Origin of the sequence: Rathayibacter sp. AY1A3, from assembly GCF_002930975.1 — a bacterium.
Lineage (GTDB): Bacteria > Actinomycetota > Actinomycetes > Actinomycetales > Microbacteriaceae > Rathayibacter.
In genome coordinates this window covers 26491-45283 of the sequence record NZ_PSTO01000020.1, presented here as the reverse complement: position 1 = coordinate 45283, position 18793 = coordinate 26491, and the positions used below count along the sequence as shown (strand labels likewise).

The window sequence follows — 18793 nt, the reverse complement described above, 5'->3', positions numbered from 1 at the left end:
CTCCGCGCTAGCCTCGACGGGAGCGAAAGGCCGTGCCATGACCGCACCCCTCCCGCTCGCGGGCGTCCGCGTCCTCGAGCTCGGCAACTTCATCGCGGCGCCCACCGCGGGCCGGCTGCTCGCCGACTTCGGCGCCGAGGTGATCAAGGTGGAGCGGCCCGGCACGGGGGACGAGCTGCGCCGCTGGCGGCTGCACGAGGGGTCCGAGACCTCGCTCCTCTTCCACACGATCAACCGCAACAAGCGCTCGATCGCGCTCGACCTGCGCACGGACGAGGGGCGGGACGCCGTCCGCCGCCTGGTCGCCGAGTGCGACGTGGTGCTCGAGAACTTCCGGCCCGGCACGCTCGAGCGCTGGGGGATCGGGCCGGCCGTGCTCGACGAGGCCCGGCCCGGAATCGTGATCGGCCGCATCTCCGCGTTCGGGCAGACCGGCCCGCTGTCGGCCCGGCCCGGGTTCGCGGCGGTCGCGGAGGCGATGGGCGGGTTCCGCGAGCTGGTCGGCGACCCGGACCGGCCGCCCGTGCGCGTCGGCGTCTCGATCGGCGACTCGATCGCCGGGCTGTACGCGGGCTACGGAGTGATGATGGCGCTGTTCCAGCGCGAGACCCGCCGCTCCGCGGGGCTGGATCCGGCACCGCTGGCGGAGCGGGTCGTCGACGTCGCGCTGCACGAGGCGATGTTCTCGATGACGGAGTCGCTGATCCCCGACTACCAGGCGCACGGCATCGTCCGGGAGCGCGTCGGCGGGCGGATGGAGGGCATCGCCCCGACCAACGCCTACACCTGCGCCGACGGGGCGAGCATCGTGATCGCGGGGAACGCGGACGCGATCTTCCAGCGGCTGATGGCGGTGATCGGCCGCGCCGACCTGGGCGAGGACCCGGCGCTCGCCTCGAACGAGCAGCGCTGGGCCCGGCGCGACGAGCTGGACGCGGTGATCGGCGCGTGGACGGCGGGCCGCACCGCCGCCGAGGCGCTCGCGGTCCTCGACGACGAGGGCGTCCCCTCCGGCCCGATCTACACGGCCGCCGACATCAGCGCGAGCGAGCAGTACGCGGCGCGCGACATGATCCAGGCCTTCGACGTCGAGGACGCCGGCGGCACCCTGCGCGGCGTGGGCTTCCCGGGGATCGTGCCGGTGCTCGGCGGCCGCTCCCTCCCCATCCGCTCGCTCGCGCCCGACCTGGGCCAGGACACCGAGGAGGTGCTGGGGATGCTCCGGCGCACCGGTCCCGCTGCTCCCTCCGCCGGCGGGGCTCCTGCCGCTCCCTCCGCCGCCGCTGCCGAGGAGGCCGGCCGGTGACCGCGCTCACCTCCGCGCGCCTGCGAGACGTCACCCTCCGCGACGGCCTGCAGCTCACCGGCAAGCTCCTGACGACCGAGCGCAAGGTCGACCTCGCGCGCACGCTGCTCGCCGCGGGAGTGCCCGAGCTCGAGATCGGCTCGCTCGCGCGCGGCGACCTCGTCCCTCCGATGGCCGACACCCTCGACGTGATCGCCGCGCTCACTCCCGAGGAGCTGGAGCGGTGCTGGGTGTGGGTCGCGACTCCGCGCCACGTCGAGCGTGCGGCCGCCGCGGGGGCGCGCCGCTTCCAGTACTGCTTCTCGGCGTCGGACTCGCACAACCTCGCCAACGTCGGCAGGCCGACCGAGGCGAGCCTGGCCGCGATGCCGGAGGCGGTCGCGCTCGCCGAGAGCGTCGGCGGGCGGATCCAGCTGTGCATCGCCACCTCGTTCACCTGCCCGTTCGAGGGCCCGGTCGACCCGGAGCGCGTGCTCGCGATCGCGCGTGACCCGCGAGCGGCGGGAGCGGCCGACGTGGTCGTCTGCGACACGCTCGGTCAGGCGCACGCCGGCCAGGTGGCGTCGCTCGTCTCGCGCGTGGCCGCGGAGACCCCGCCCCGCGAGATCGTGTTCCACGGCCACGACACCTGGGGCTCGGGCGTCGCGAACGCGATCGCCGCCGTGCAGGCCGGGGCCGCGGTGGTCGACGGCGCGCTCGGCGGCCTCGGCGGCTGCCCCTTCGCGCCGGGCGCCAGCGGCAACACGGCGACCGAGGACCTCCTGTTCGCCCTGCGTCCCGACTGGTTCACGCCCGGCGCGCTGGCGGTCCTCGTCGGCGAGTCGGAGGCGCTGCTCGCCGAGCTCGGCGAGCCCGGCCGCTCGAAGGCCGCGCAGGGCGCCCGCTCGAACGCCCCCGCCTTCCCCTGGGCGCTCTGAGCGGATCGTCCCCCGCTCGCCGGTCCGAGGCGTCGCGAACGGCCGCCTCCCGCCGCGGAGGACGACCGTTCGCGACGCCTCGACAGCGTCGTGCGGGTCAGCGCGCGAGCAGCGCGCCGAGGCGTGCGCGCTCGGCGCGGAGGACGTCGACCAGGAGGGAGCCCTCGGGCGCGGCGAGCCAGCGCTCCAGGGCGAGGTCGAAGAGGGCGGAGGCCGCGAGGGCGGCGAGGGCCGCGTCCTCCGGCGCGACTTCGGCGTCGACGAGGGCGGCGCGCATGCTCTCGGCGAGGGCGGCCGACTTCAGGAGCTCGCGCTCGCGCAGCTGCGGCTCGGAGCGCACGACGGCACGGCGGGCGGCGATCGGAGCGCGCCAGGTCTGGAGGTCGCCCGAGGCGGCCGCCTCGAGGCCGTGCATCACGAGGTCCATCGGCGCGAGGCCGGCGGGGGCGCCGGCGAGCAGGCGGCCGACGATCTCGGGGAACTCGCGCTCGCGGAGGAAGAGGACGTCGCGCTTGTCGGCGAAGTGGCGGAAGAAGGTGCGGGTGGTGAGCCCGGCGCGCTCCGCGATCGCGGGGACGGTGGTGCCCGCGTAGCCGTGCTCGGCGAAGAGCTCCATCGCCGCCTGCTCGAGGCGGAGGGCGGCGTCGGGAGCCCAGCGTGACATCCGCCCAGGATAGCTGACGACACGACGTGTCATCAGGAGTAGTGTGACGACACGTCCTGCCATCACTTCCGACTGGAGCCGCCCGTGCCCGAGAACGCCGCCGCCCTGCTGACCGCCCCGCGGGCCGACCTCGTCGTCCGCCCCGCTCCGACGCCCGTCCCCGGTCCGGGGGAGGTCCTGCTGCGCAACCGCGCCCTGGCCGTGAACCCGGTCGACGAGATGAAGCAGTGGACGGGCGATCTGATGTTCCGGTGGGTGCCGTACCCGGCGGTGCTCGGGGAGGACGTGGCCGGAGTGGTCGAGGCGGTCGGCCCTGGAGTCACGCGCTTCGCCGTCGGCGACCGGGTCGTCGCGTACGCGGTCGGGATGGAGCGCGGGCGGCGGAACCGCGACGAGGGCGCGTTCCAGGAGTACACGGTCGTGCGCGAGGACCTGGCGGCGCCGATCCCCGACCGGCTGGGCTTCGAGGAGGCGGCGGTGCTGCCGCTCGCGGTCTCGACGGCGGCGACGGCGCTGTTCCAGCGGGACCACCTCGCCCTGCCGCACCCGAGCGCCCCGGTCCGGCCGACGGGCAGGACGGTCGTGGTCTGGGGTGGGACGACGAGCGTGGGGAGCAACGCGATCCAGCTCGCTGTCGCCTCCGGGCACCGCGTGGCGACGACCGCGTCCCCCCGCAACCACGATCGGATGCGCGAGCTGGGCGCCGAGATCGTCCTCGACTACCGCAGCCCCACCGTCGTCGCCGACCTGGTGGCGGCGCTCGCGGGCCACGAGGTCGCGGGGGTGCTCGCGATCGGGACGGGCTCCGGTGCCCCGTCGGTGGCGGTGGCCGCGGGCACCGGAGCGCGACGCGTCGCCCTGGCCAGCCCCTCCGTCTCGTTCGGCTCGCTCCCGCGTCGGCGCGGTGTCAGCGCGGCCTTCGTGCGGACGATGCTGCGCGTGGTCGGCGGCACCGCGGCGCTGCAGATCGCGGCCCGGCGCCGCGGCATCCGCGCCCGCTTCGTCTGGGGCGGCTCGCTGATGACGAACGAGGTGGGGCCGATGCTGTGGCGCGACCACCTGCCGGCGGCGCTCGCCGAAGGCCGTCACGTCTGCGCCCCGGCGCCCGAGGTGGTGGGTGAGGGGCTCGCCGCGCTGCAGCCCGCCCTCGACCGGCTGCACGAGGGTGTGTCGGCGGTGAAGCTGGTCGTCCGCCTCTGAGGGGCGGGCTCCGGGAGGCCGGGCTCCGACCGGCCCCGTGCGGAGGGATCGAGCGGGGTCCGGCCCCGAGCGACCAGCCCGGGGATCCGGCCGGGTTCCTCCGGTCCGCCGCCGCCCGCCGCAGCCGCTCCGCCCGAGCCGTGCCGCCGAGTGGCCGCAGCGCCGGAGCCTCGGTATCGTGGCGCGCTCCGACGCGACCCGAGGAGATCCCGTGATCCGCCGCACCGCCCCCGGAGCCGCCGCGCTCCTCCTGCTCGCCCTGACCGGCTGCTCCGCCGGGTCGTCGCCCGCGGCGTCCCCGTCCGCCACTCCGGAGCCCGTCGGCGGCCTCGGGGTCGCCGTCTCGGCGCTCTGCGAGCCCGGCTCCGATCCGCAGTGCGTCCCGGTCGGCGGGCAGGACGTCCTCGTCGATCCCGAGGACTTCACCCGCGCGGGCGTCGCCGCGGTCGAGGCCGATCCGAGCACGGGAGTCGTCGACGTCCGGTTCGACGAGGCGGGCGCCGCCCTCCTGCGCCGCGGCTCGCAGGCGGCCATCGACGAGGGGGCCGACGCCCGGCTCCTCCTCCGCGCGGGAGACCGGGTCGAGTCGGCGCTCTCCGTGATGCAGCCGATCGAGGGCGACACCGTGCAGATCGTTCCCGCGGAGGGCGACGCGCAGGGGCTGGTCGACCGGATCCTCGCCGGCTGACGCCCGCCTAGGATCGGCGCATGGCGAAGGGTTTCCGCACGGAGCGCACGCAGGCGCTCCTCCTCGCGCAGCCCTGGGCGCTCTCGCTGGTGAGCGCCGTCTTCGTGGCGGGGATGCTCTGGCTGGCGGCGGACGCGGGCTGGGATCTCGGCGCGGTCGTCGGCGGCGGACGCCGGCACGCGCCGCTGTGGCTGGTGCTCCTGCTCGGCCTGCCGCTGTTCGGCGCCGGAGTGGTGCTCGGCGCGGTCCGGCAGGTGCGGCTCCTGCGGCGGCCGGCGGCGCCGCCCGTCCCGAGTCCGGAGGCGGAGCGGCTGCGGCGCGAGGGCCCGGGCTGGCTCAGCCGGCGCGAGGACGAGCGAGCGGCGCAGGGCGGGACCGGGAGCGCGCAGGGCGGCACCGGCGGCACACCGGACGTGATCGGCAGCGCTCCCGACGGCACGGACGACCCGCGCGACGAGGCCCGCTGACCGCGCCTCAGAGGTGCAGCATCCCCCAGTCGATGATCACGGCCAGCGCCGTGTAGGCCGCGGCCACTGCTCCGACCGCCTTTCCCGCGCGGTCGAGGTCGGCCTGCGGGTCCGGACCGGCGTCGGCGACGACCCGGAGCAGCGCTCCGACCAGCGCGATCAGCGTGATCGCCAGGATCCAGACCTTGAGCGACGCGTGCGGATCGACGTGCGCGAGCGTCAGCGCGACGACCGGCACCGCCACCACGAGCACCGACGCCAGCACCAGGAGGCAGCCGCGCCGGGTGAGGCCGGTCGGCCCGAAGGAGCCGCCGCGCATCCAGGCCCGCACGCGCTGCCTCCGCGACGCGGGCGGACCGCCGGCGGAGTCCGCGTCGGTCGAGGGCCCCCAGTCCTGCGCGGTCGTCATCGCGCGGTGCCGGAGCGGTCGGGAGTCGGGCTGGGCCGCATCGGGTCCTCCAGGAGACGAGGGGGCACGTCGGACGGTGGTGCCGACCCCTCAGTCTCGGGAGCGCCTCCGGCAGCGGCAAGCGCCTCTTCCGGACATGTCCGGAAGAGGACGCTCAGGCCCGTCCCTGCAGGATCAGGTTCCAGTACACCCACGGCAGGACGCGGCGGTCGGCGAGGTAGGTGAGGCGCCGCTCCTTCGCCAGGCCCGTCCAGAAGGGGACGGTCGGCTTCGGGCGGTAGCGGTCGTCGAACTCGGCGAACACCACGCTCGAGCGCGAGACCACGAAGGGGCAGACGGAGTAGCCGTTGTACACGCGGGGGAGCGGGCGCCCCTTCTGCGCGGCGACGAGGTTCCTCGCGAGCGTGGTGGTCTGCTGGCGCAGTGCTCCTCCGGACTTCGAGTTGACCGTGGCCGCCGCGTCGCCGAGCGCCCAGACGTCGGGGAACCGCGGGTGCCGCAGGGTCAGCGGGTCGACCTCGACGAAGCCGCCCTCGTCGCCCTCGGCGGCCAGCCCGGTGCCGGCCAGCCAGTCGGGGGCCGACTGCGGGGGCACGGCGTGCAGCACGTCGTACGACAGCGTCTCGCGCGGGCCGTCGGTCGAGCGCCGCGCGCGGTCGGGGCCGGGGAGGGCGGTCGCGCGCTCGTCGACGGCGAGGACGACCCGCCGCTCGGCCGCGTCGACCTCGACCAGCTCGCGGCCGTAGCGGACCTCGATCCCGTACTCCGCCACCTTCCGCTCGAGCTCGGAGTCGATCAGCGGCATCCCGAACAGGGTGGGGGTCGGCACGACGAGCACGACGCGGATGCGGTCGAGGACGCCGGTCGCGCGCCAGTAGTCGCAGGCGAGGTACATCGGCTTCTGCGAGGCGCCGGAGCAGGTGCCGGGGCCGCCGGGCTGCGTGAAGACGACGGTGCCGGAGCGGACCTCGCGGAGCACCTGCGACGCCTTGCGGGCGTACTCGTACTCGTAGTTGGACACTCCGAACGGCGAGTCCATCGCCTCCTGGAGCCCGGGGACCGCGGCCCAGTCCTTCTGGATCCCGGGGCAGACGACGAGCTGCCCGTAGCCGACGGTGCGGCCGGAGAGGAGGGTGACCGTGTGCGCGACCGGGTCGATCGTCTCGACGCGGTCCTGGATCCAGACGACCCCCTTCGGCGTCACCGAGCCCTGGGGCCGGGTCGCCGCGGAGGCGGGTGCGGTGCCGCCCGCGACGTGGGAGAGCATCGGCTGGTAGACGTGGGTCGACCGGGGCTCGATCACCGCGACGTCGTCCACTCCGGAGCGCCGCAGCCGTCCCGCGGTCGAGAGTCCGGCGTTGCCGCCGCCGATGATGAGGACGTCGTAGCGGGCCGCGCCGGGATCGGTCATGGCCTCACCCTAGGGGCGCGCCGGGGCGAGCGGACGGGCTTGCGCAGACCCGCGGAAGGGGGGTGCGCTCGGAGCGCCCCGGGACGGTGATCCCGCACGGCCGCCCGGCTCGCGTCAGGCCGCCTCGAGCGCCTGGATCGCGGTCCTCGCGGTCGCGCAGGGGTAGGAGTCGTACCCGTCGTGGGCGTCGAAGGCGCGGCACTCGGCGCAGCGGAGCCGCACTCCGGCGCCGCCCTCGAGGACGCGCTCGGGGCGGTGCCCGTGCAGGATGACGGCGAGGCTCGCGACGAGGGGGTCGCTGCTCACCAGCGCGCTCCGCAGCGCCTCCGACCGGCGGCGGAGGTAGTCGTCCGCCACGGCGTCGATCGACTGCTCGGGGAGGTCCGGCTCGGGCCAGGAGGCGGGCCGCTCGACAGGCAGGTCGAGCTCGTCGAAGCCCATCGACCAGTCCGGGAAGCGGCGCTGCTCGTGCACGCTGGTCCAGACGGTGACCACGCCCTCGTGCCGCGGGTCGGCGAGGATCCGCGCGTAGAGCGAGCGCACGTCCGACTCCTCGCCCTCGAGCAGCTGCATCACGCGGCGGCCGCGGAAGACGAGCATCCCCGAGATGCCGTGCTCGACGTTGTTGCGGCGGCTCGTCTCGAGCAGCCGGCGGATCTCCCCCGAGCCCAGGTCGCGGTCGAGGGTGCTGACGTAGACGACGGTGAAGACGAGGGAGTCGCGCCGCGGCGAGTGCTCGACGAGGTGGAGCGTCGCGGGGGAGTGGGCGCTGGTCTCGGGGTCCATCAGGGCCGCGACCTCCGGGAACTCGAGCCAGATCAGGTCCTCCGGAGCGCTCGGCTCCACGGCGGTGACCGCCGGGACCGCGTCCAGCCACTGCGTCCGCTGGCGGAGGTCGGCGGCGACCGCCTTCTCGTCGAGCCCGGGCAGGAGGCCTGCGGCGCCGGAGACGAAGAGGCTCGTCGCGGAGTTGAGCAGCAGTGTCACGACCGTCGCGTGGCCGTCGCCGCCGAGCACGGGGAGCTCGACACTGTCGGTGCGGCCGTGAGCGGCGAGCCCGGAGGCGTAGGAGACGAGTGCGTCGGCGACCGCGTCCCCCACCTGGAAGGTCGCGCCGGCGTACTGGATCTGCTTCACAGCCCTACGATGCGCCTGCGGCGGATCCACGGGTAGGGGTACCGGTGCCGGGTGGAGCGTGCAGGGGTCGCGGCTGCTCCTACCCGAGGAGCACGGAGCGGCGGGACCGCGCCCAGTCGGCCGTCGAGCGGGCCGGCGTCCCCGTGATCCGCTCGACTTCGTCGGTGAGCACGTCGACGCCGTCCAGGCCGCGGCGGGCGACGACACCGAACTGCCGGCGGAGCCCCTCCGCCTGCCACGCGGACATGCCGGTGAGGCGCAGGACACCGGCGAACACGCGGCTGGGCAGGTGCAGGTAGCGGACGCGCCGCCCGAGGCCCGCGGTCAGCTCGCGGGCGGCGCCGGGCCCGTCGAGCAGGGCCGGTCCGGTGAGGACGGGCTCGGCGCCGGTGTGCCCTCCCGCCTCGAGGACGCGCGCGGCGACCCGGGCGATGTCGGCGGTGTCGATCCACGGGATGACGCCGCGCCCCATCGTCTGCGGGAGCAGACCGCGCGAGATCGCGGGTGCCGAGGGCTCGAGGTTCGTCAGGAAGCCCGAGGCGTGGAGGATCGTCGCGGGCAGCCCGGAGGCGCGCACCCGCTCGTCGGTCCGCCAGATCGCGCGGCCCCAGGGGAGCGGCGAGTGCTCGGCCGCGTCGCCGCCGGAGAGCTGCACGAGCGCGCGGACGCCCGCCTCCTGGGCGGCGCGGACGGCGGTGGCGCCGTGCTCGGCCTGGCGCGGGGTGGCGGCGGTGACCAGGAAGAGCTGGTCGGCGCCCCGGAGGGCGGCGGTCAATGCGGCCCCGTCGCCGAGGTCGGCGATCCGCGCGTCGAGGCCGCGGGCCGCGAGGGCCGCCGCCTGCTCCGGCCGGCGGACGATCGCCCGGACGGGCGCGCCGGCCGCCACGAGCCGCTCGAAGGTCTTGCCGCCGACGTCGCCGGTGACTCCGGTGATCGCGATCACGTCGCTCATGATTCCTCCTAGGTATCAACTAACTGATACTTGAAGACTACGCCGCTACGCTCGGTCCATGTCCTCGGAGTTCTCCCTGACCCGCGACGACGTCGACGCGATCGCCGCCTGGACGGTCATCCGCGCCGCCCGCGACCTGGCGAGGCGGGTCGGCGACGCGCTCGCGCCGGTCGGGCTCAGCCCGGTCGAGTTCGGCGTGCTGGCGCAGCTCTCGGCGGCCGACGGGCTGACGCAGGCCGACCTCGCCCGCGCCGTCGGCGTCCGCCCGCAGAGCATGACCGCCCTGGTCGCCGGGCTGGCGGAGCGGGGCCTGCTCGACCGGGGCGCCGAGCGCGGCCGCGGCCGTCACTCCCGGATCGCCCTGACCCCGGCGGGGCGCGACCTCCTCGAGGCCGCCTACCCGCTCGTCCGGGCGGGCAACGCCTGGTTCGGCGGCGAGGAGCGCGCGGACGCCGTCGCGACCGCGCTGCGCCCGCTGCTCGGCGGGCAGGCGGGCCGGGGGCACGAGGTCCCCTGAGTGGAGCGGGCGAGGTGGCTCGGCTGCGGGAGGGGCGGCTCCTCCTCCGAGCGCTCGTGCACACCCGGCCCCCTCGCGGGTGCCACCGGTACCCTGGTGCGGTGCCCCTGACCCTCCCTCCGCTGAGCCGCGCCCGCGCGCGCGCCGCCGCGGCGTACCCGACCCGGCAGCTGCTGACCAAGCGCGCCTCGGGCACGAACGGATGGCTCAGCTCGTGGGGGACGAACGCGCACGGCGAGATCGCCGGCTGCCCGCCGCCGCGCGGCTGACCCGCGACCGCCCCTCCTCCGGAGCCCGCGGCCGCGTCCCCGCGCTCACCCACCCCTCCGGACGGAACCCCTCATGCCGCACCAGCCCCTGCCCGCCGATCAGGCCCCCCACTCGATCTGGCGGGGACTCCGCCAGACCCTCCAGAAGGACACGGTCGGCGGAGCGTTCCTGCTCACCGCGACCCTCCTCGCCCTGATCGTCGCCAACAGCCCCGCGTCCGCGCTCTACAGCGCGGTCCGCGACTTCCGCTTCGGCCCCGAGGCCCTGCACCTCGAGCTGAGCGTCGGGTCGTGGGCGGCCGACGGCCTGCTCGCGATCTTCTTCTTCGTCGTCGGGCTCGAGCTCAAGGAGGAGTTCGTCGCCGGCAAGCTCCGCGACCCCAAGACGGCGCTCGTGCCGATCGTCGCGGCCGTCGGCGGCGTGGCCGTCCCCGCCCTGATCTTCACCGCGGTGAACCTGCCCCGCGGAGGAGCCGCGCTGGACGGCTGGGCGATCCCCGCCGCCACCGACATCGCCTTCGCCGTCGCGGTGATCGCCGTGGTCGGCCGCTTCCTCCCGCCGGCGCTGCGGACGTTCCTCCTCACGCTCGCCGTGGTGGACGACCTCATCGCGATCACGATCATCGCCGTCTTCTACACCGCCGGCATCGACGTGGTGATGCTCCTGCTCGCGCTGGTGCCGCTGGCGGTCTTCGCGGTCTGCGTGCAGCGCGGCGTGCGCGCCTGGTGGGTGCTGATCCCGCTCGGAGTGGCGACGTGGGCGCTCGTGCACGCCTCGGGGATCCACGCCACGGTCGCGGGCGTGCTGCTCGGCTTCACCGTGCCGGTCGTCGCGTCGAGGCGCGCCCGGGTGCAGGTGGGGTCGGATGCGGAGGGGCGCCCGGTCTACGACGGCCTCGCCGCCCACTTCGCCGACCGCTGGAGCGTCCTCTCGACCGCGGTCGCGGTGCCGGTCTTCGCGTTCTTCTCGGCCGGAGTGACGGTCGGCGGAGTCGCGGGCCTGGTCGACTCGTTCCAGGACTCGATCGCCGTGGGTATCATCGCAGGCCTCGTGCTCGGCAAGCCGCTCGGCATCGCCGGGAGCACCTTCCTCCTGACCCGGTTCCGCGGCATCGGCCTGGATCCGTCGCTGCGCTGGGTGGACGTGATCGGCATGGCGTTCGTGGCCGGCATCGGATTCACGGTGTCGCTGCTGGTCGGCGAGCTCTCGTTCGGCGCGGGCAGCGAGTCCGACGACCACGTGAAGGTCGGCGTCCTGGCCGGCTCGTTCCTCGCGGCGGTGATCGGAGGCGCGATCCTCTCGGTCCGCAACCGCCACTACCGCCGCCTGCAGGGCTGACGGCCGACGGGATCTCGCGGCGCCCGCTGCTCGATCAGCAGGCGCCTCCTGCTGGTCGAGCAGCCGCCGCAGGCGCCCTGTCGAGATCCCGCGCGGCCCAGCCGTGCAGGCCGTGGACGACTGCGTGGCCGCGGCCGCGGGAGATGAGCAGGCGGTTCACCGGGGTCGTGACGACGAAGGCCAGGGCCAGGGCGCCGGCGAGCGAGCCCCAGAAGAGGCCGGACGAGAGGCCCGCGTCCATCGCTCCGGGGATCGCGAGCACCACCGTGTTGTCGACGACCTCCATCACGGCGATCGAGACGGTGTCGGCCGCCAACGCGATGCCGACGGCGGCGCGCCACGTCACTCCGGAGCGGAGCACGCCCCGCAGCGTGAGCGCGTAGCCGAACACGAAGGCGAGGACGATCGAGAGGGCGACCGTCGCCAGGGCGGGCAGCCCCAGGGCGGAGCCGATCACCATGCCGAGGACCTCGCCGATCGCGCAACCGGTCAGGCAGTGCAGGGTCGCGAGGGCGGCGGCGCGCCAGGTGGTCGGGTGGTGGTGGGCGTGGTCGGCCATGGTGTCTCCTCCGGTTCGGTCCAGGGGAGTGCAACATACCCCCGGGGGGTATATTCCCGACTCGGTCGCCCGCGTGTCCTCCGGCTCCGCAGGCGCGCGAGCTGTTCGCCCGGGCGCGCTACCCTCGCTCCGTGCTCCTCCGAGCACCGCCCCTCGACACCAGGAGCCCCGATGGCCGCCCCCACCGTCCTCTTCGTCTGCATCCACAACGCCGGCCGCTCGCAGATGGCCGCCGGCTACCTCCGCGCCCTCTCCGGCGGCGCCGTCGAGGTCCGCTCCGGCGGCTCCGAGCCCGGCGACAGCATCAACCCGATCGCGATCGAGGCGATGGCGGAGGAGGGCATCGACATCTCGCAGGCCGTCCCGCAGCTGATGACCACCGAGCAGGTCCAGGCCTCCGACGTCGTGATCACGATGGGCTGCGGCGACGTCTGCCCCGTCTTCCCCGGCAAGCGCTACGAGGACTGGGACCTCGCCGACCCGAAGGGCCGGCCGCTCGAGGAGGTCCGCTCGATCCGCGACGACATCAGGGCCCGCGTGCAGGCGCTCGTCGCGGAGCTGCTGCCCGCCTGAGCCGGTCGATCCCGTCCGGCCGCGTCAGCGTTCGGCGCGAGGCGGGAACATCCGCCCGACCGGAGGCGAGCCCGCAGGGAGCGCCGCGCGCGCCCGGTGCAGGAAGACGGCGGTCATGACGACCCGGGCGCGGGCCGGCGACGAGTCGAGCGGGCCGATCAGCTCCTCGATCCGCGCGAGCCGGTCGTAGAGGGTCTGCCGGCCGATGCCGAGCGCGGACGCCGTCGCCGTCTTGCTCCCCCACAGCGACGCGAAGGCCTCGAGGGTGGCGAGCAGCTCGCCGCGCTGGGCGCGCAGGGGCCCGAGCACCTCCTCGACGAGGTCGTCCGCCTCCGGATCGTCCTGCAGGGAGCTCGCGAACCGCTCCAGGCGGTACTGGCGCGAGTCGACGACTCCGCCTGCGGGCGCCCACTCGAGCGCGCCGCGCACCTCCGCCAGCTCCCGGGGCACCCGCTCCTGCCCGCCGAGCCCGCTTCCGACGCAGAGCAGAGCGTCCGAGTCGAGGGCGGCGCCGAGGCGCAGGAGCTCCGTCCGGCCCTCCTCCATCGCGGCGGCGGTGGCGAACGGCAGCAGCGCCAGCAGCTCGGAGCCGACCACGCAGAGCACCGGGCCGGGATCCGCTCCCGCGCCCGTCAGGAGGCGGAGCAGAGCGCGGAGCCGCCGGTCGTCGTGACCGGTGTCGGCCCGGACGCCGAGGTAGCGCTCCCGGGATCCGGCGCCGAGGCGGCCGAGGAAGGCGTCGATCTGGAGGTCGGCCGCCGGGTCCGCACGCTCGACGGACGCGATCGCGAAGAGCTGGGCGGTCAGCCGCTCGGTGACCGACGGCGGGCGGTGCCGGAGCACGGCGATCGCGAGGACGTCCGGCGCCCGGTCGAGCGCGACGGCGACGGCGTGGAGGTCGGCGTCGGCGTGGGCCCGCAGATGCAGGGTGCCCAAAAGGGAGTCGCCCGCGTGCAGCACGTTCGAGAACGTCCCGGCCGTCGGCTCCGTGTCGACGCCCGGCCCGGGCGAGGCGCGGGCGATCTCGTCGCCCGTGAGCGAGACGAGCGAGGCGGAGGCGCCCGTCGCGGAGGCGACGACCTGCAGGAGCTCGTCGACGCCGGCGTCCCCGGAGGCCCCGTCGGCCAGCAGACCGGACACTCTGTCCGCCAGTCGGATGCTCCGGAACTTCTGCTCGGTGAGGTGGGTGTTGATGCTCTCGCAGACCTGCACGAAGGGGACGCGCCGGGGCAGGGCGAGCACGGGGAGGCCGAGCTCGTCGGCCGCCGCGACGATCGGCGGCGGCACCGCGGGCAGGCGCGGCGAGAGCTCGAGAGCGAGGGCGCCGACTCCCGCGTCGACCAGAGACCGCACGTACTCGCGGCACTCCGCCGGGTCCTGGTCGGTCGAGAGGAGCGCGCCCTCCATCAGGAGCAGCTCGCCTCCGAGGAGGAGGGGCGCGATGTCGAGCTGCTCGCTCGTGTGGGCCCAGCGGATCACGGCGCGCTCGGCGGCCGCGTGCCCGGCGGCCACCACCGGGAGCATGGCGGCGAGGCGCGGATCCCGCATCGCGTCCGACAGCAGGTAGGCCATACAGAACGTCCTCTCGCGTCACGGCGAATTTACACGCGGACGCGCCGCCCGAAACGGGTCCGCACGAGAGTGGAGCCTCACCGGGCGCCCCGCCCTCCCCTTCATCCCCCTCCCCGAGAGGATCCGCCATGAGCACCGACACCCTGCACGGCACCGCCGACGCCGAGGACGCGCTGAGTCCCCTGCCCGACTCCCGGCGCACCGCCCGGCTCGACGGGCAGTTCTGGATCTGGGCCGGCGCCAACATCGCCCCCATCAACTGGGTGCTCGGCGCCCTCGGCGTGAACATGGGCCTCGGCCTGGCGGACACCGTCACCGTCCTCGTGCTCGGCAACGTGGTCGGGATGGCGGTGTTCGGCTTCTTCGTCCTCCTCGGCCAGCGGACGGGGGCGACCGGGATGCTCGTGGGACGGGCGATCTTCGGCCGGCGCGGCAACTACGTCCCGGCCACGATCCAGGCCGTGGTCGTGATCGGCTGGTGCGCCATCAACACCTGGATCGTCCTCGACCTGGTCATCGCGCTCCTCGGCTCCGTCGGCGTCGTCGACCCGGAGCAGGCGAACGTCGGCTGGAAGATCGCGGTGGCGGCGGTGATCATGGCGGTGCAGGTCGCGATCTCCTTCCTCGGCTACCGCGCGATCGCCGCCTTCGAGCGTTGGACCGTGCCGCCGACCCTCCTGGTGCTGGCGATCATGTCGGTCGTCGCCTGGTTCTTCCTCGACATCGACTGGTCCTACGCCGGCCCCGCGGAGGGCGCGCTCACCGGAGGCGACCGCATCGCGGCCATGTCCATCGTGATGACCGCCATCGGCATCGGCTGGGGCCTCACCTGGCTCGCCTACGCCGGCGACTACTCCCGCTTCGTCGGGCCCCGCTCCTCGAAGCGGGGGCTCTACCTCGCCAGCGTCCTCGGCCAGTTCATCCCGGTGGTCTGGCTCGGCGTCCTCGGCGCGACCCTCGCGACGAAGAACGGCTCCGTGGATCCCGGGGAGCTGATCGTCGAGAACTTCGGCGCCCTCGCGATCCCCGTGCTGCTCCTGGTGGTGCACGGTCCGATCGCGACCAACGTCCTGAACATCTACTCGTTCGGCATGGCGACCCAGGCCCTCGACATCAGGCTCGGGCGCCGCGCGCTCAGCCTCATCGTCGGCGTGCTGGCCTTCGCGGCCGCGGTGTTCTTCGTGTTCCAGGACGACCTCGCCACCACGCTCGACGCGTGGCTGGTCGGCCTCGTCGGCTGGGTCGCCCCCTGGGGTGCGATCGTGCTGGTGCACTACACGGTGTTCGAGCCGCGCGTCCGCTCCTTCGGGCACCTGTTCGCCCCGGTCGGCTCGCCGCTGCTGCCGGACGTCCGCTGGCGGGCGCTGCTCTCCTTCGCGATCGGCGCGACCCTGACCTGGCTGTTCATGAACGGCTCGGTGCCCGCCCTGCAGGGTCCGGCCGCGACCGCCCTCGGCGGCGTCGACGTCTCGTGGCTCGCGGGCGGAGTCTCGGCCGGCATCGCCTACCTCCTGCTCGGCCGGGACGCTCCCGCCTGGGTCGAGCGCCGGGAGTCGGCCGCGCCGGTCGCCGCGGAGCCCGAGCCCGTCCGCGGCTGAGCCCGAGCCCCTCCGCGGGCCGGCCCCCTCGCGAGCCGGCCCGCCCCGTCCCACCCCGCACCACGAACGGAACCGCCATGCCCCTCTTCCTCTCCGACGCCGCCGTGATCACCATGGACCCGGTCTCGGGCGCCGTCCCGATCACGGCGAGCATCCGCATCGTCGACGAGCTGATCGTCGCGATCGGACCGGGCCTCGTCCCCGAGCCGGGCGACGAGGTGATCGACGGGCGCGACCGCCTGGTCGTCCCCGGCTTCGTCAACGCCCACACCCACTCGTGGGAGTACCTCTACAAGGGCCGCTACGACAACCTGCCGCTCGAGCTGTGGATGCTGCTGTCGTACCCGATCCTCGGGAACAGCCGCGTCGCTCCGGATCTGGTGCGGCTGCGCTCGTCGCTCTTCGCCCTCGAATCGCTGAAGGCCGGGGTCACGACCCTGGTCGACGACGTGCTCGAGAACCCGGACCAGGACGCGGAGCAGCTCGCCGCGGTCTTCGACGCGTACGACGAGATCGGAGTCCGCGCCAACATCTCGGGCCACGTGATCAGCAGGCCCTTCCACGAGACGATGCCGTTCCTCGAGGAGTACGTGCCCGCGGAGATCCTCGACCAGGCGCGGTCGGCGTCGCGCCCGACGACGGAGGGCTACCTCGCCTTCAGCCGCGAGGCGTTCGCGACCCAGCACGGGAGGGGAGGCGGGCGGCTGCGCTACATGGTCGCCCCGTCCGCTCCTCAGCGGTGCGGGCCCGAGCTGCTCGTGGGGGCGACCGAGCTGGCGCTCGAGCACGGGGCGGAGTGCCACATCCACGTCCTCGAGACGAAGACGCAGCTGGTGACCGGCGAGCTGTCCTACGGCTCGACCCTGGTCGAGTACATGGAGCGGATCGGCGCGCTCTCGCCGAACACGACCTTCGCCCACGGGATCTGGCTCACCGACTCCGACATGGAGCGGATCGCCGCCGCCGGCACGTCCGTCTCGCACAACCCGATCTCGAACCTCAAGCTCGGCTCGGGCATCGCCCCGTGGCGCGCGCTGCACGACGCGGGCGTGAACCTCGGCCTCGGCACCGACGGCTGCTCGAGCAGCGACTCGCCGCGCATGCTCGACGTCGTGAAGGCCGCGGCGCTCCTGCACAAGGTCACGGATCCGGACATCGCCACCTGGCCGACCGTGTCCGAGGTGCTCACCGCCGGCACGATCGGAGGCGCGCGCAGCGCCGTGCTCGACGACGTCACCGGCAGCATCGAGGTCGGCAAGCAGGCCGACCTCGTCGTCTACGACCTCGAGACGCTGAACTTCACCCCGCGCCAGCGGCTCGAGAACCAGCTCGTCTACTCCGAGAACGGCTCGTCGATCGACACCGTGATCGTCGCGGGCCGGATCGTCGTCTCGAAGGGCGTCTCGACCACCGTCGACGAGGCGGCCCTCCGCGCGGATCTCGCCGCGCAGCTGGGGGAGATCGTGGCCTGGCAGGACTCGCTGGACCGCACGAACGGCGTGCTCACCGAGCCGTTCCGGCGGATGTACGAGCGGGCGATGCGCCACGACGCCCCCGTCGACCGCTTCAGCGGCCGCCGGCTGGTCTGAGGGCGGGCCGGCTCCCGGCGGACTCCCGGCCCGGCACACGGACGGGCGGGGGCGCGGCTCCAGTAGGTTGCGCACATGAGGTGGCGAGCGGGAGCGGTGGCGGTGCTCGTCCTCGCGCTCGCCGGGTGCACCGCGCCGGCCGACCCCGAGCCGACGACCGGGCCCACGGCCGCCCCCGTCTCCGGGCAGGTGGTCGGCGGCTACGGCGACCTGCACGTCGCGCCCGACGGGTCGATGATGTTCTGCTACTCCGACCCCGACCCGGGATTCACGGGCGTCTGGCGCGAGTGCCAGGACGGGATCCGCACCGTGGGCGTCGACTCGGCCGCGATCGACGCGACCCTCGGGGAGACGGCGACGGCCGATCCGGGCGGGCACCGCTGGGTCGGCGCGGCGGCCGGGAAGCGCACCACCGAGGACGGCACCGATGTCTACACCGTCTTCCTCGCGGGGACCCGCACGGACGACGCGTTCACCGTGACCGCGGTCGGCGAGGGCTCCTACCGCGTGCCGTCCGAGTACCAGGAGCTGCAGCCGGGAGTGCCGGGCGGGTTCCTGGTCCGGCTCGAGCCGATCGGCTGAGCGGGGGCGCCGGCGCGGCCGGTACCGCTCGATCAGCGCGTCGAACAGGCCGTTCATCCGCTCGTCGACCACGCGGCGCGACTCGTCGGCGTCGTACCACTCCACGATCTCGCGGGCGCCGTCGCGGAAGCGCACCGAGGGGGAGTAGGCCGGGACGAGGCGGCGGATCTTCGCGTTGTCGAACACCATCGAGTGCGCCTTGTCGCCGACGATCCCGGCGCCGAGCTCGGGGTCGGCCGCGGCGATCGCGTCGGAGGCGACGTGCACGAGGCGCGGCTCGACTCCGGCCGCCGCGGCGAGGTCGCGGTGGATCTCGTCCCAGGTCGGCGTCTCGTCGCCGGTGATGTGGAAGGCCTCGCCGATCGCGGCGGAGGCGCCGAGAAGGCCGACCAGGCCGACGGCGACGTCGTCGGCGTGCGTGAGCGTCCAGAGCGAGGTGCCGTCGCCGAGGACGACCACCTCCTGGCCGCGGCGCATCCGGTCGACGACGGTCCAGCCTCCGTCGACGGGCAGCGCGGTCCGGTCGTAGGTGTGCGAGGGGCGGACGATCGTGACCGGGAAGCCGCTCGCGCGGTACTCGGCCACGAGCAGGTCCTCGCACGCGATCTTGTCGCGGGAGTACTGCCAGTAGGGGTTCCGGAGCGGAGTCGACTCGGTGACCGGGAGGCTGCGCGGCGGCTTCTGGTAGGCCGAGGCCGAGCTGATGAAGACGTACTGGCCCGTGCGGCCGGCGAACAGGTCGATGTCCTGCTGCACGTGCTCGGGCGTGAAGGCGACGAAGTCGATCACGGCGCCGAAGGTCTTGTCGCCGAGGGCGGCGGTGACGGAGTCGCGGTCGCGGCCGTCGGCCTGCACCTCGCGGACGCCCTCGGGCAGCGGGCGGAGCGACGTCCGCCCCCGGTTCAGCACGGTCACGTCGTGGCCGAGCCGCAGCGCCTCGCGGACGCAGGCGGCGCTGATGATGCCCGTCCCGCCGATGAACAGCACGCTGAGCGACATGGATCCTCCTCCGGCGGCGCCCGCAGCGGACGCCTCCCGATCCGA

19 protein-coding genes and 1 pseudogene are annotated in these 18793 nt (G+C 74.6%); 12 read left to right on the top strand and 8 right to left on the bottom strand.

Going from position 1 to position 18793, the window contains the following annotated elements; all coding sequences use genetic code 11:
- Nucleotides 1-37 precede the first annotated feature (37 nt).
- Nucleotides 38-1306: a CaiB/BaiF CoA-transferase family protein gene (locus C5C10_RS10855; RefSeq protein WP_104329228.1), complete on the top strand. Its 1269-nt coding sequence runs from the start codon at nt 38-40 to the stop codon at nt 1304-1306.
- Complete coding sequence (locus tag C5C10_RS10850) at nt 1303-2223, top strand: hydroxymethylglutaryl-CoA lyase (protein ID WP_104329227.1); 921 nt, start codon at nt 1303-1305, stop codon at nt 2221-2223. Before C5C10_RS10855 ends, C5C10_RS10850 begins: the two co-directional genes overlap by 4 nt.
- Nucleotides 2224-2320: 97 nt before the next feature.
- On the opposite strand, the gene C5C10_RS10845 is transcribed toward C5C10_RS10850, so the two are convergent.
- Nucleotides 2321-2887, bottom strand: a complete 567-nt coding sequence (locus C5C10_RS10845) for a TetR/AcrR family transcriptional regulator (RefSeq protein WP_181073445.1) — start codon at nt 2885-2887, stop codon at nt 2321-2323.
- An 84-nt stretch (nt 2888-2971) separates the two neighbouring features.
- On the opposite strand from C5C10_RS10845, the gene C5C10_RS10840 reads away from it, so the two are divergent.
- The 3 genes from C5C10_RS10840 (at nt 2972) to C5C10_RS10830 (ending at nt 5242) form a co-directional block, all read left to right on the top strand.
- Nucleotides 2972-4087: a zinc-binding alcohol dehydrogenase family protein gene (locus C5C10_RS10840; protein WP_104329225.1), complete on the top strand. Its 1116-nt coding sequence runs from the start codon at nt 2972-2974 to the stop codon at nt 4085-4087.
- 211 nt (nt 4088-4298) lie between these two features.
- Nucleotides 4299-4775, top strand: a complete 477-nt coding sequence (locus C5C10_RS10835; protein ID WP_104329224.1) for a hypothetical protein — start codon at nt 4299-4301, stop codon at nt 4773-4775.
- A gap of 20 nt (nt 4776-4795) precedes the next feature.
- The gene (locus C5C10_RS10830) at nt 4796-5242 is read left to right on the top strand and encodes a hypothetical protein (protein WP_104247793.1); all 447 of its coding nucleotides are present in this window, start codon (nt 4796-4798) and stop codon (nt 5240-5242) included.
- 7 nt (nt 5243-5249) lie between these two features.
- Here the strand turns inward: C5C10_RS10830 and C5C10_RS10825 are convergent, their stop codons facing one another.
- From C5C10_RS10825 to C5C10_RS10810, 4 genes are all read right to left on the bottom strand, one after another.
- Nucleotides 5250-5651: a hypothetical protein gene (locus C5C10_RS10825; RefSeq protein ID WP_104226999.1), complete on the bottom strand. Its 402-nt coding sequence runs from the start codon at nt 5649-5651 to the stop codon at nt 5250-5252.
- Nucleotides 5652-5805: 154 nt separating this feature from the next.
- Complete coding sequence (locus C5C10_RS10820; RefSeq protein WP_104329223.1) at nt 5806-7062, bottom strand: NAD(P)/FAD-dependent oxidoreductase; 1257 nt, start codon at nt 7060-7062, stop codon at nt 5806-5808.
- A gap of 114 nt (nt 7063-7176) precedes the next feature.
- On the bottom strand, nt 7177-8199 hold the full coding sequence (locus C5C10_RS10815) for a BLUF domain-containing protein (RefSeq protein WP_104329222.1): 1023 nt from the start codon (nt 8197-8199) through the stop codon (nt 7177-7179).
- A 79-nt stretch (nt 8200-8278) separates the two neighbouring features.
- Entirely contained in the window at nt 8279-9151 is an 873-nt protein-coding gene (locus C5C10_RS10810; RefSeq protein WP_104329221.1) for an NAD(P)H-binding protein, read from the bottom strand.
- A 58-nt stretch (nt 9152-9209) separates the two neighbouring features.
- Here C5C10_RS10810 and C5C10_RS10805 point away from each other — a divergent pair, with 58 nt between their 5' ends.
- The 3 genes from C5C10_RS10805 (at nt 9210) to nhaA (ending at nt 11276) form a co-directional block, all read left to right on the top strand.
- On the top strand, nt 9210-9668 hold the full coding sequence (locus C5C10_RS10805) for a MarR family winged helix-turn-helix transcriptional regulator (protein WP_104329220.1): 459 nt from the start codon (nt 9210-9212) through the stop codon (nt 9666-9668).
- A 101-nt stretch (nt 9669-9769) separates the two neighbouring features.
- Nucleotides 9770-9937 (top strand): hypothetical protein, encoded by a 168-nt coding sequence (locus C5C10_RS17850; RefSeq protein WP_181027217.1) that lies wholly within the window; start codon nt 9770-9772, stop codon nt 9935-9937.
- A 73-nt stretch (nt 9938-10010) separates the two neighbouring features.
- Entirely contained in the window at nt 10011-11276 is a 1266-nt protein-coding gene (gene nhaA, locus C5C10_RS10800; RefSeq protein ID WP_104329219.1) for a Na+/H+ antiporter NhaA, read from the top strand.
- Nucleotides 11277-11310: 34 nt separating this feature from the next.
- Here the strand turns inward: nhaA and C5C10_RS10795 are convergent, their stop codons facing one another.
- Entirely contained in the window at nt 11311-11835 is a 525-nt protein-coding gene (locus C5C10_RS10795; RefSeq protein WP_104329218.1) for a DUF4396 domain-containing protein, read from the bottom strand.
- A gap of 171 nt (nt 11836-12006) precedes the next feature.
- On the opposite strand from C5C10_RS10795, the gene C5C10_RS10790 reads away from it, so the two are divergent.
- Nucleotides 12007-12408, top strand: a complete 402-nt coding sequence (locus tag C5C10_RS10790) for an arsenate reductase ArsC (RefSeq protein WP_104222419.1) — start codon at nt 12007-12009, stop codon at nt 12406-12408.
- Nucleotides 12409-12432: 24 nt separating this feature from the next.
- Here C5C10_RS10790 and C5C10_RS10785 read toward each other — a convergent pair whose 3' ends face one another.
- Complete coding sequence (locus C5C10_RS10785; RefSeq protein ID WP_104329217.1) at nt 12433-13980, bottom strand: PucR family transcriptional regulator; 1548 nt, start codon at nt 13978-13980, stop codon at nt 12433-12435.
- A 128-nt stretch (nt 13981-14108) separates the two neighbouring features.
- Here C5C10_RS10785 and C5C10_RS10780 point away from each other — a divergent pair, with 128 nt between their 5' ends.
- The 3 genes from C5C10_RS10780 (at nt 14109) to C5C10_RS10770 (ending at nt 17749) form a co-directional block, all read left to right on the top strand.
- The gene (locus C5C10_RS10780; RefSeq protein WP_104329216.1) at nt 14109-15578 is read left to right on the top strand and encodes a cytosine permease; all 1470 of its coding nucleotides are present in this window, start codon (nt 14109-14111) and stop codon (nt 15576-15578) included.
- A gap of 77 nt (nt 15579-15655) precedes the next feature.
- Nucleotides 15656-17167 (top strand): amidohydrolase family protein, encoded by a 1512-nt coding sequence (locus tag C5C10_RS10775; protein ID WP_104234486.1) that lies wholly within the window; start codon nt 15656-15658, stop codon nt 17165-17167.
- 75 nt (nt 17168-17242) lie between these two features.
- The gene (locus C5C10_RS10770) at nt 17243-17749 is read left to right on the top strand and encodes a hypothetical protein (protein ID WP_146082157.1); all 507 of its coding nucleotides are present in this window, start codon (nt 17243-17245) and stop codon (nt 17747-17749) included.
- A 363-nt stretch (nt 17750-18112) separates the two neighbouring features.
- Here the strand turns inward: C5C10_RS10770 and C5C10_RS18355 are convergent.
- Nucleotides 18113-18748: pseudogene (locus C5C10_RS18355) on the bottom strand (NAD-dependent epimerase/dehydratase family protein); the annotation flags it as partial.
- Nucleotides 18749-18793 lie beyond the last annotated feature (45 nt).

Coding starts and splice junctions, on each gene's coding strand:
- C5C10_RS10795 (WP_104329218.1), bottom strand. CDS start 11,835: ATGGCCGACCACGCCCACCACCACCCGACCACCTGGCGCGCCGCCGCC.
- C5C10_RS10830 (WP_104247793.1), top strand. CDS start 4,796: ATGGCGAAGGGTTTCCGCACGGAGCGCACGCAGGCGCTCCTCCTCGCG.
- C5C10_RS10820 (WP_104329223.1), bottom strand. CDS start 7,062: ATGACCGATCCCGGCGCGGCCCGCTACGACGTCCTCATCATCGGCGGC.
- C5C10_RS10770 (WP_146082157.1), top strand. CDS start 17,243: ATGAGGTGGCGAGCGGGAGCGGTGGCGGTGCTCGTCCTCGCGCTCGCC.
- C5C10_RS10785 (WP_104329217.1), bottom strand. CDS start 13,980: ATGGCCTACCTGCTGTCGGACGCGATGCGGGATCCGCGCCTCGCCGCC.
- C5C10_RS10855 (WP_104329228.1), top strand. CDS start 38: ATGACCGCACCCCTCCCGCTCGCGGGCGTCCGCGTCCTCGAGCTCGGC.
- C5C10_RS10775 (WP_104234486.1), top strand. CDS start 15,656: ATGCCCCTCTTCCTCTCCGACGCCGCCGTGATCACCATGGACCCGGTC.
- C5C10_RS10780 (WP_104329216.1), top strand. CDS start 14,109: ATGAGCACCGACACCCTGCACGGCACCGCCGACGCCGAGGACGCGCTG.
- C5C10_RS10810 (WP_104329221.1), bottom strand. CDS start 9,151: ATGAGCGACGTGATCGCGATCACCGGAGTCACCGGCGACGTCGGCGGC.
- C5C10_RS10825 (WP_104226999.1), bottom strand. CDS start 5,651: ATGACGACCGCGCAGGACTGGGGGCCCTCGACCGACGCGGACTCCGCC.
- C5C10_RS10790 (WP_104222419.1), top strand. CDS start 12,007: ATGGCCGCCCCCACCGTCCTCTTCGTCTGCATCCACAACGCCGGCCGC.
- nhaA (WP_104329219.1), top strand. CDS start 10,011: ATGCCGCACCAGCCCCTGCCCGCCGATCAGGCCCCCCACTCGATCTGG.
- C5C10_RS10845 (WP_181073445.1), bottom strand. CDS start 2,887: ATGTCACGCTGGGCTCCCGACGCCGCCCTCCGCCTCGAGCAGGCGGCG.
- C5C10_RS10805 (WP_104329220.1), top strand. CDS start 9,210: ATGTCCTCGGAGTTCTCCCTGACCCGCGACGACGTCGACGCGATCGCC.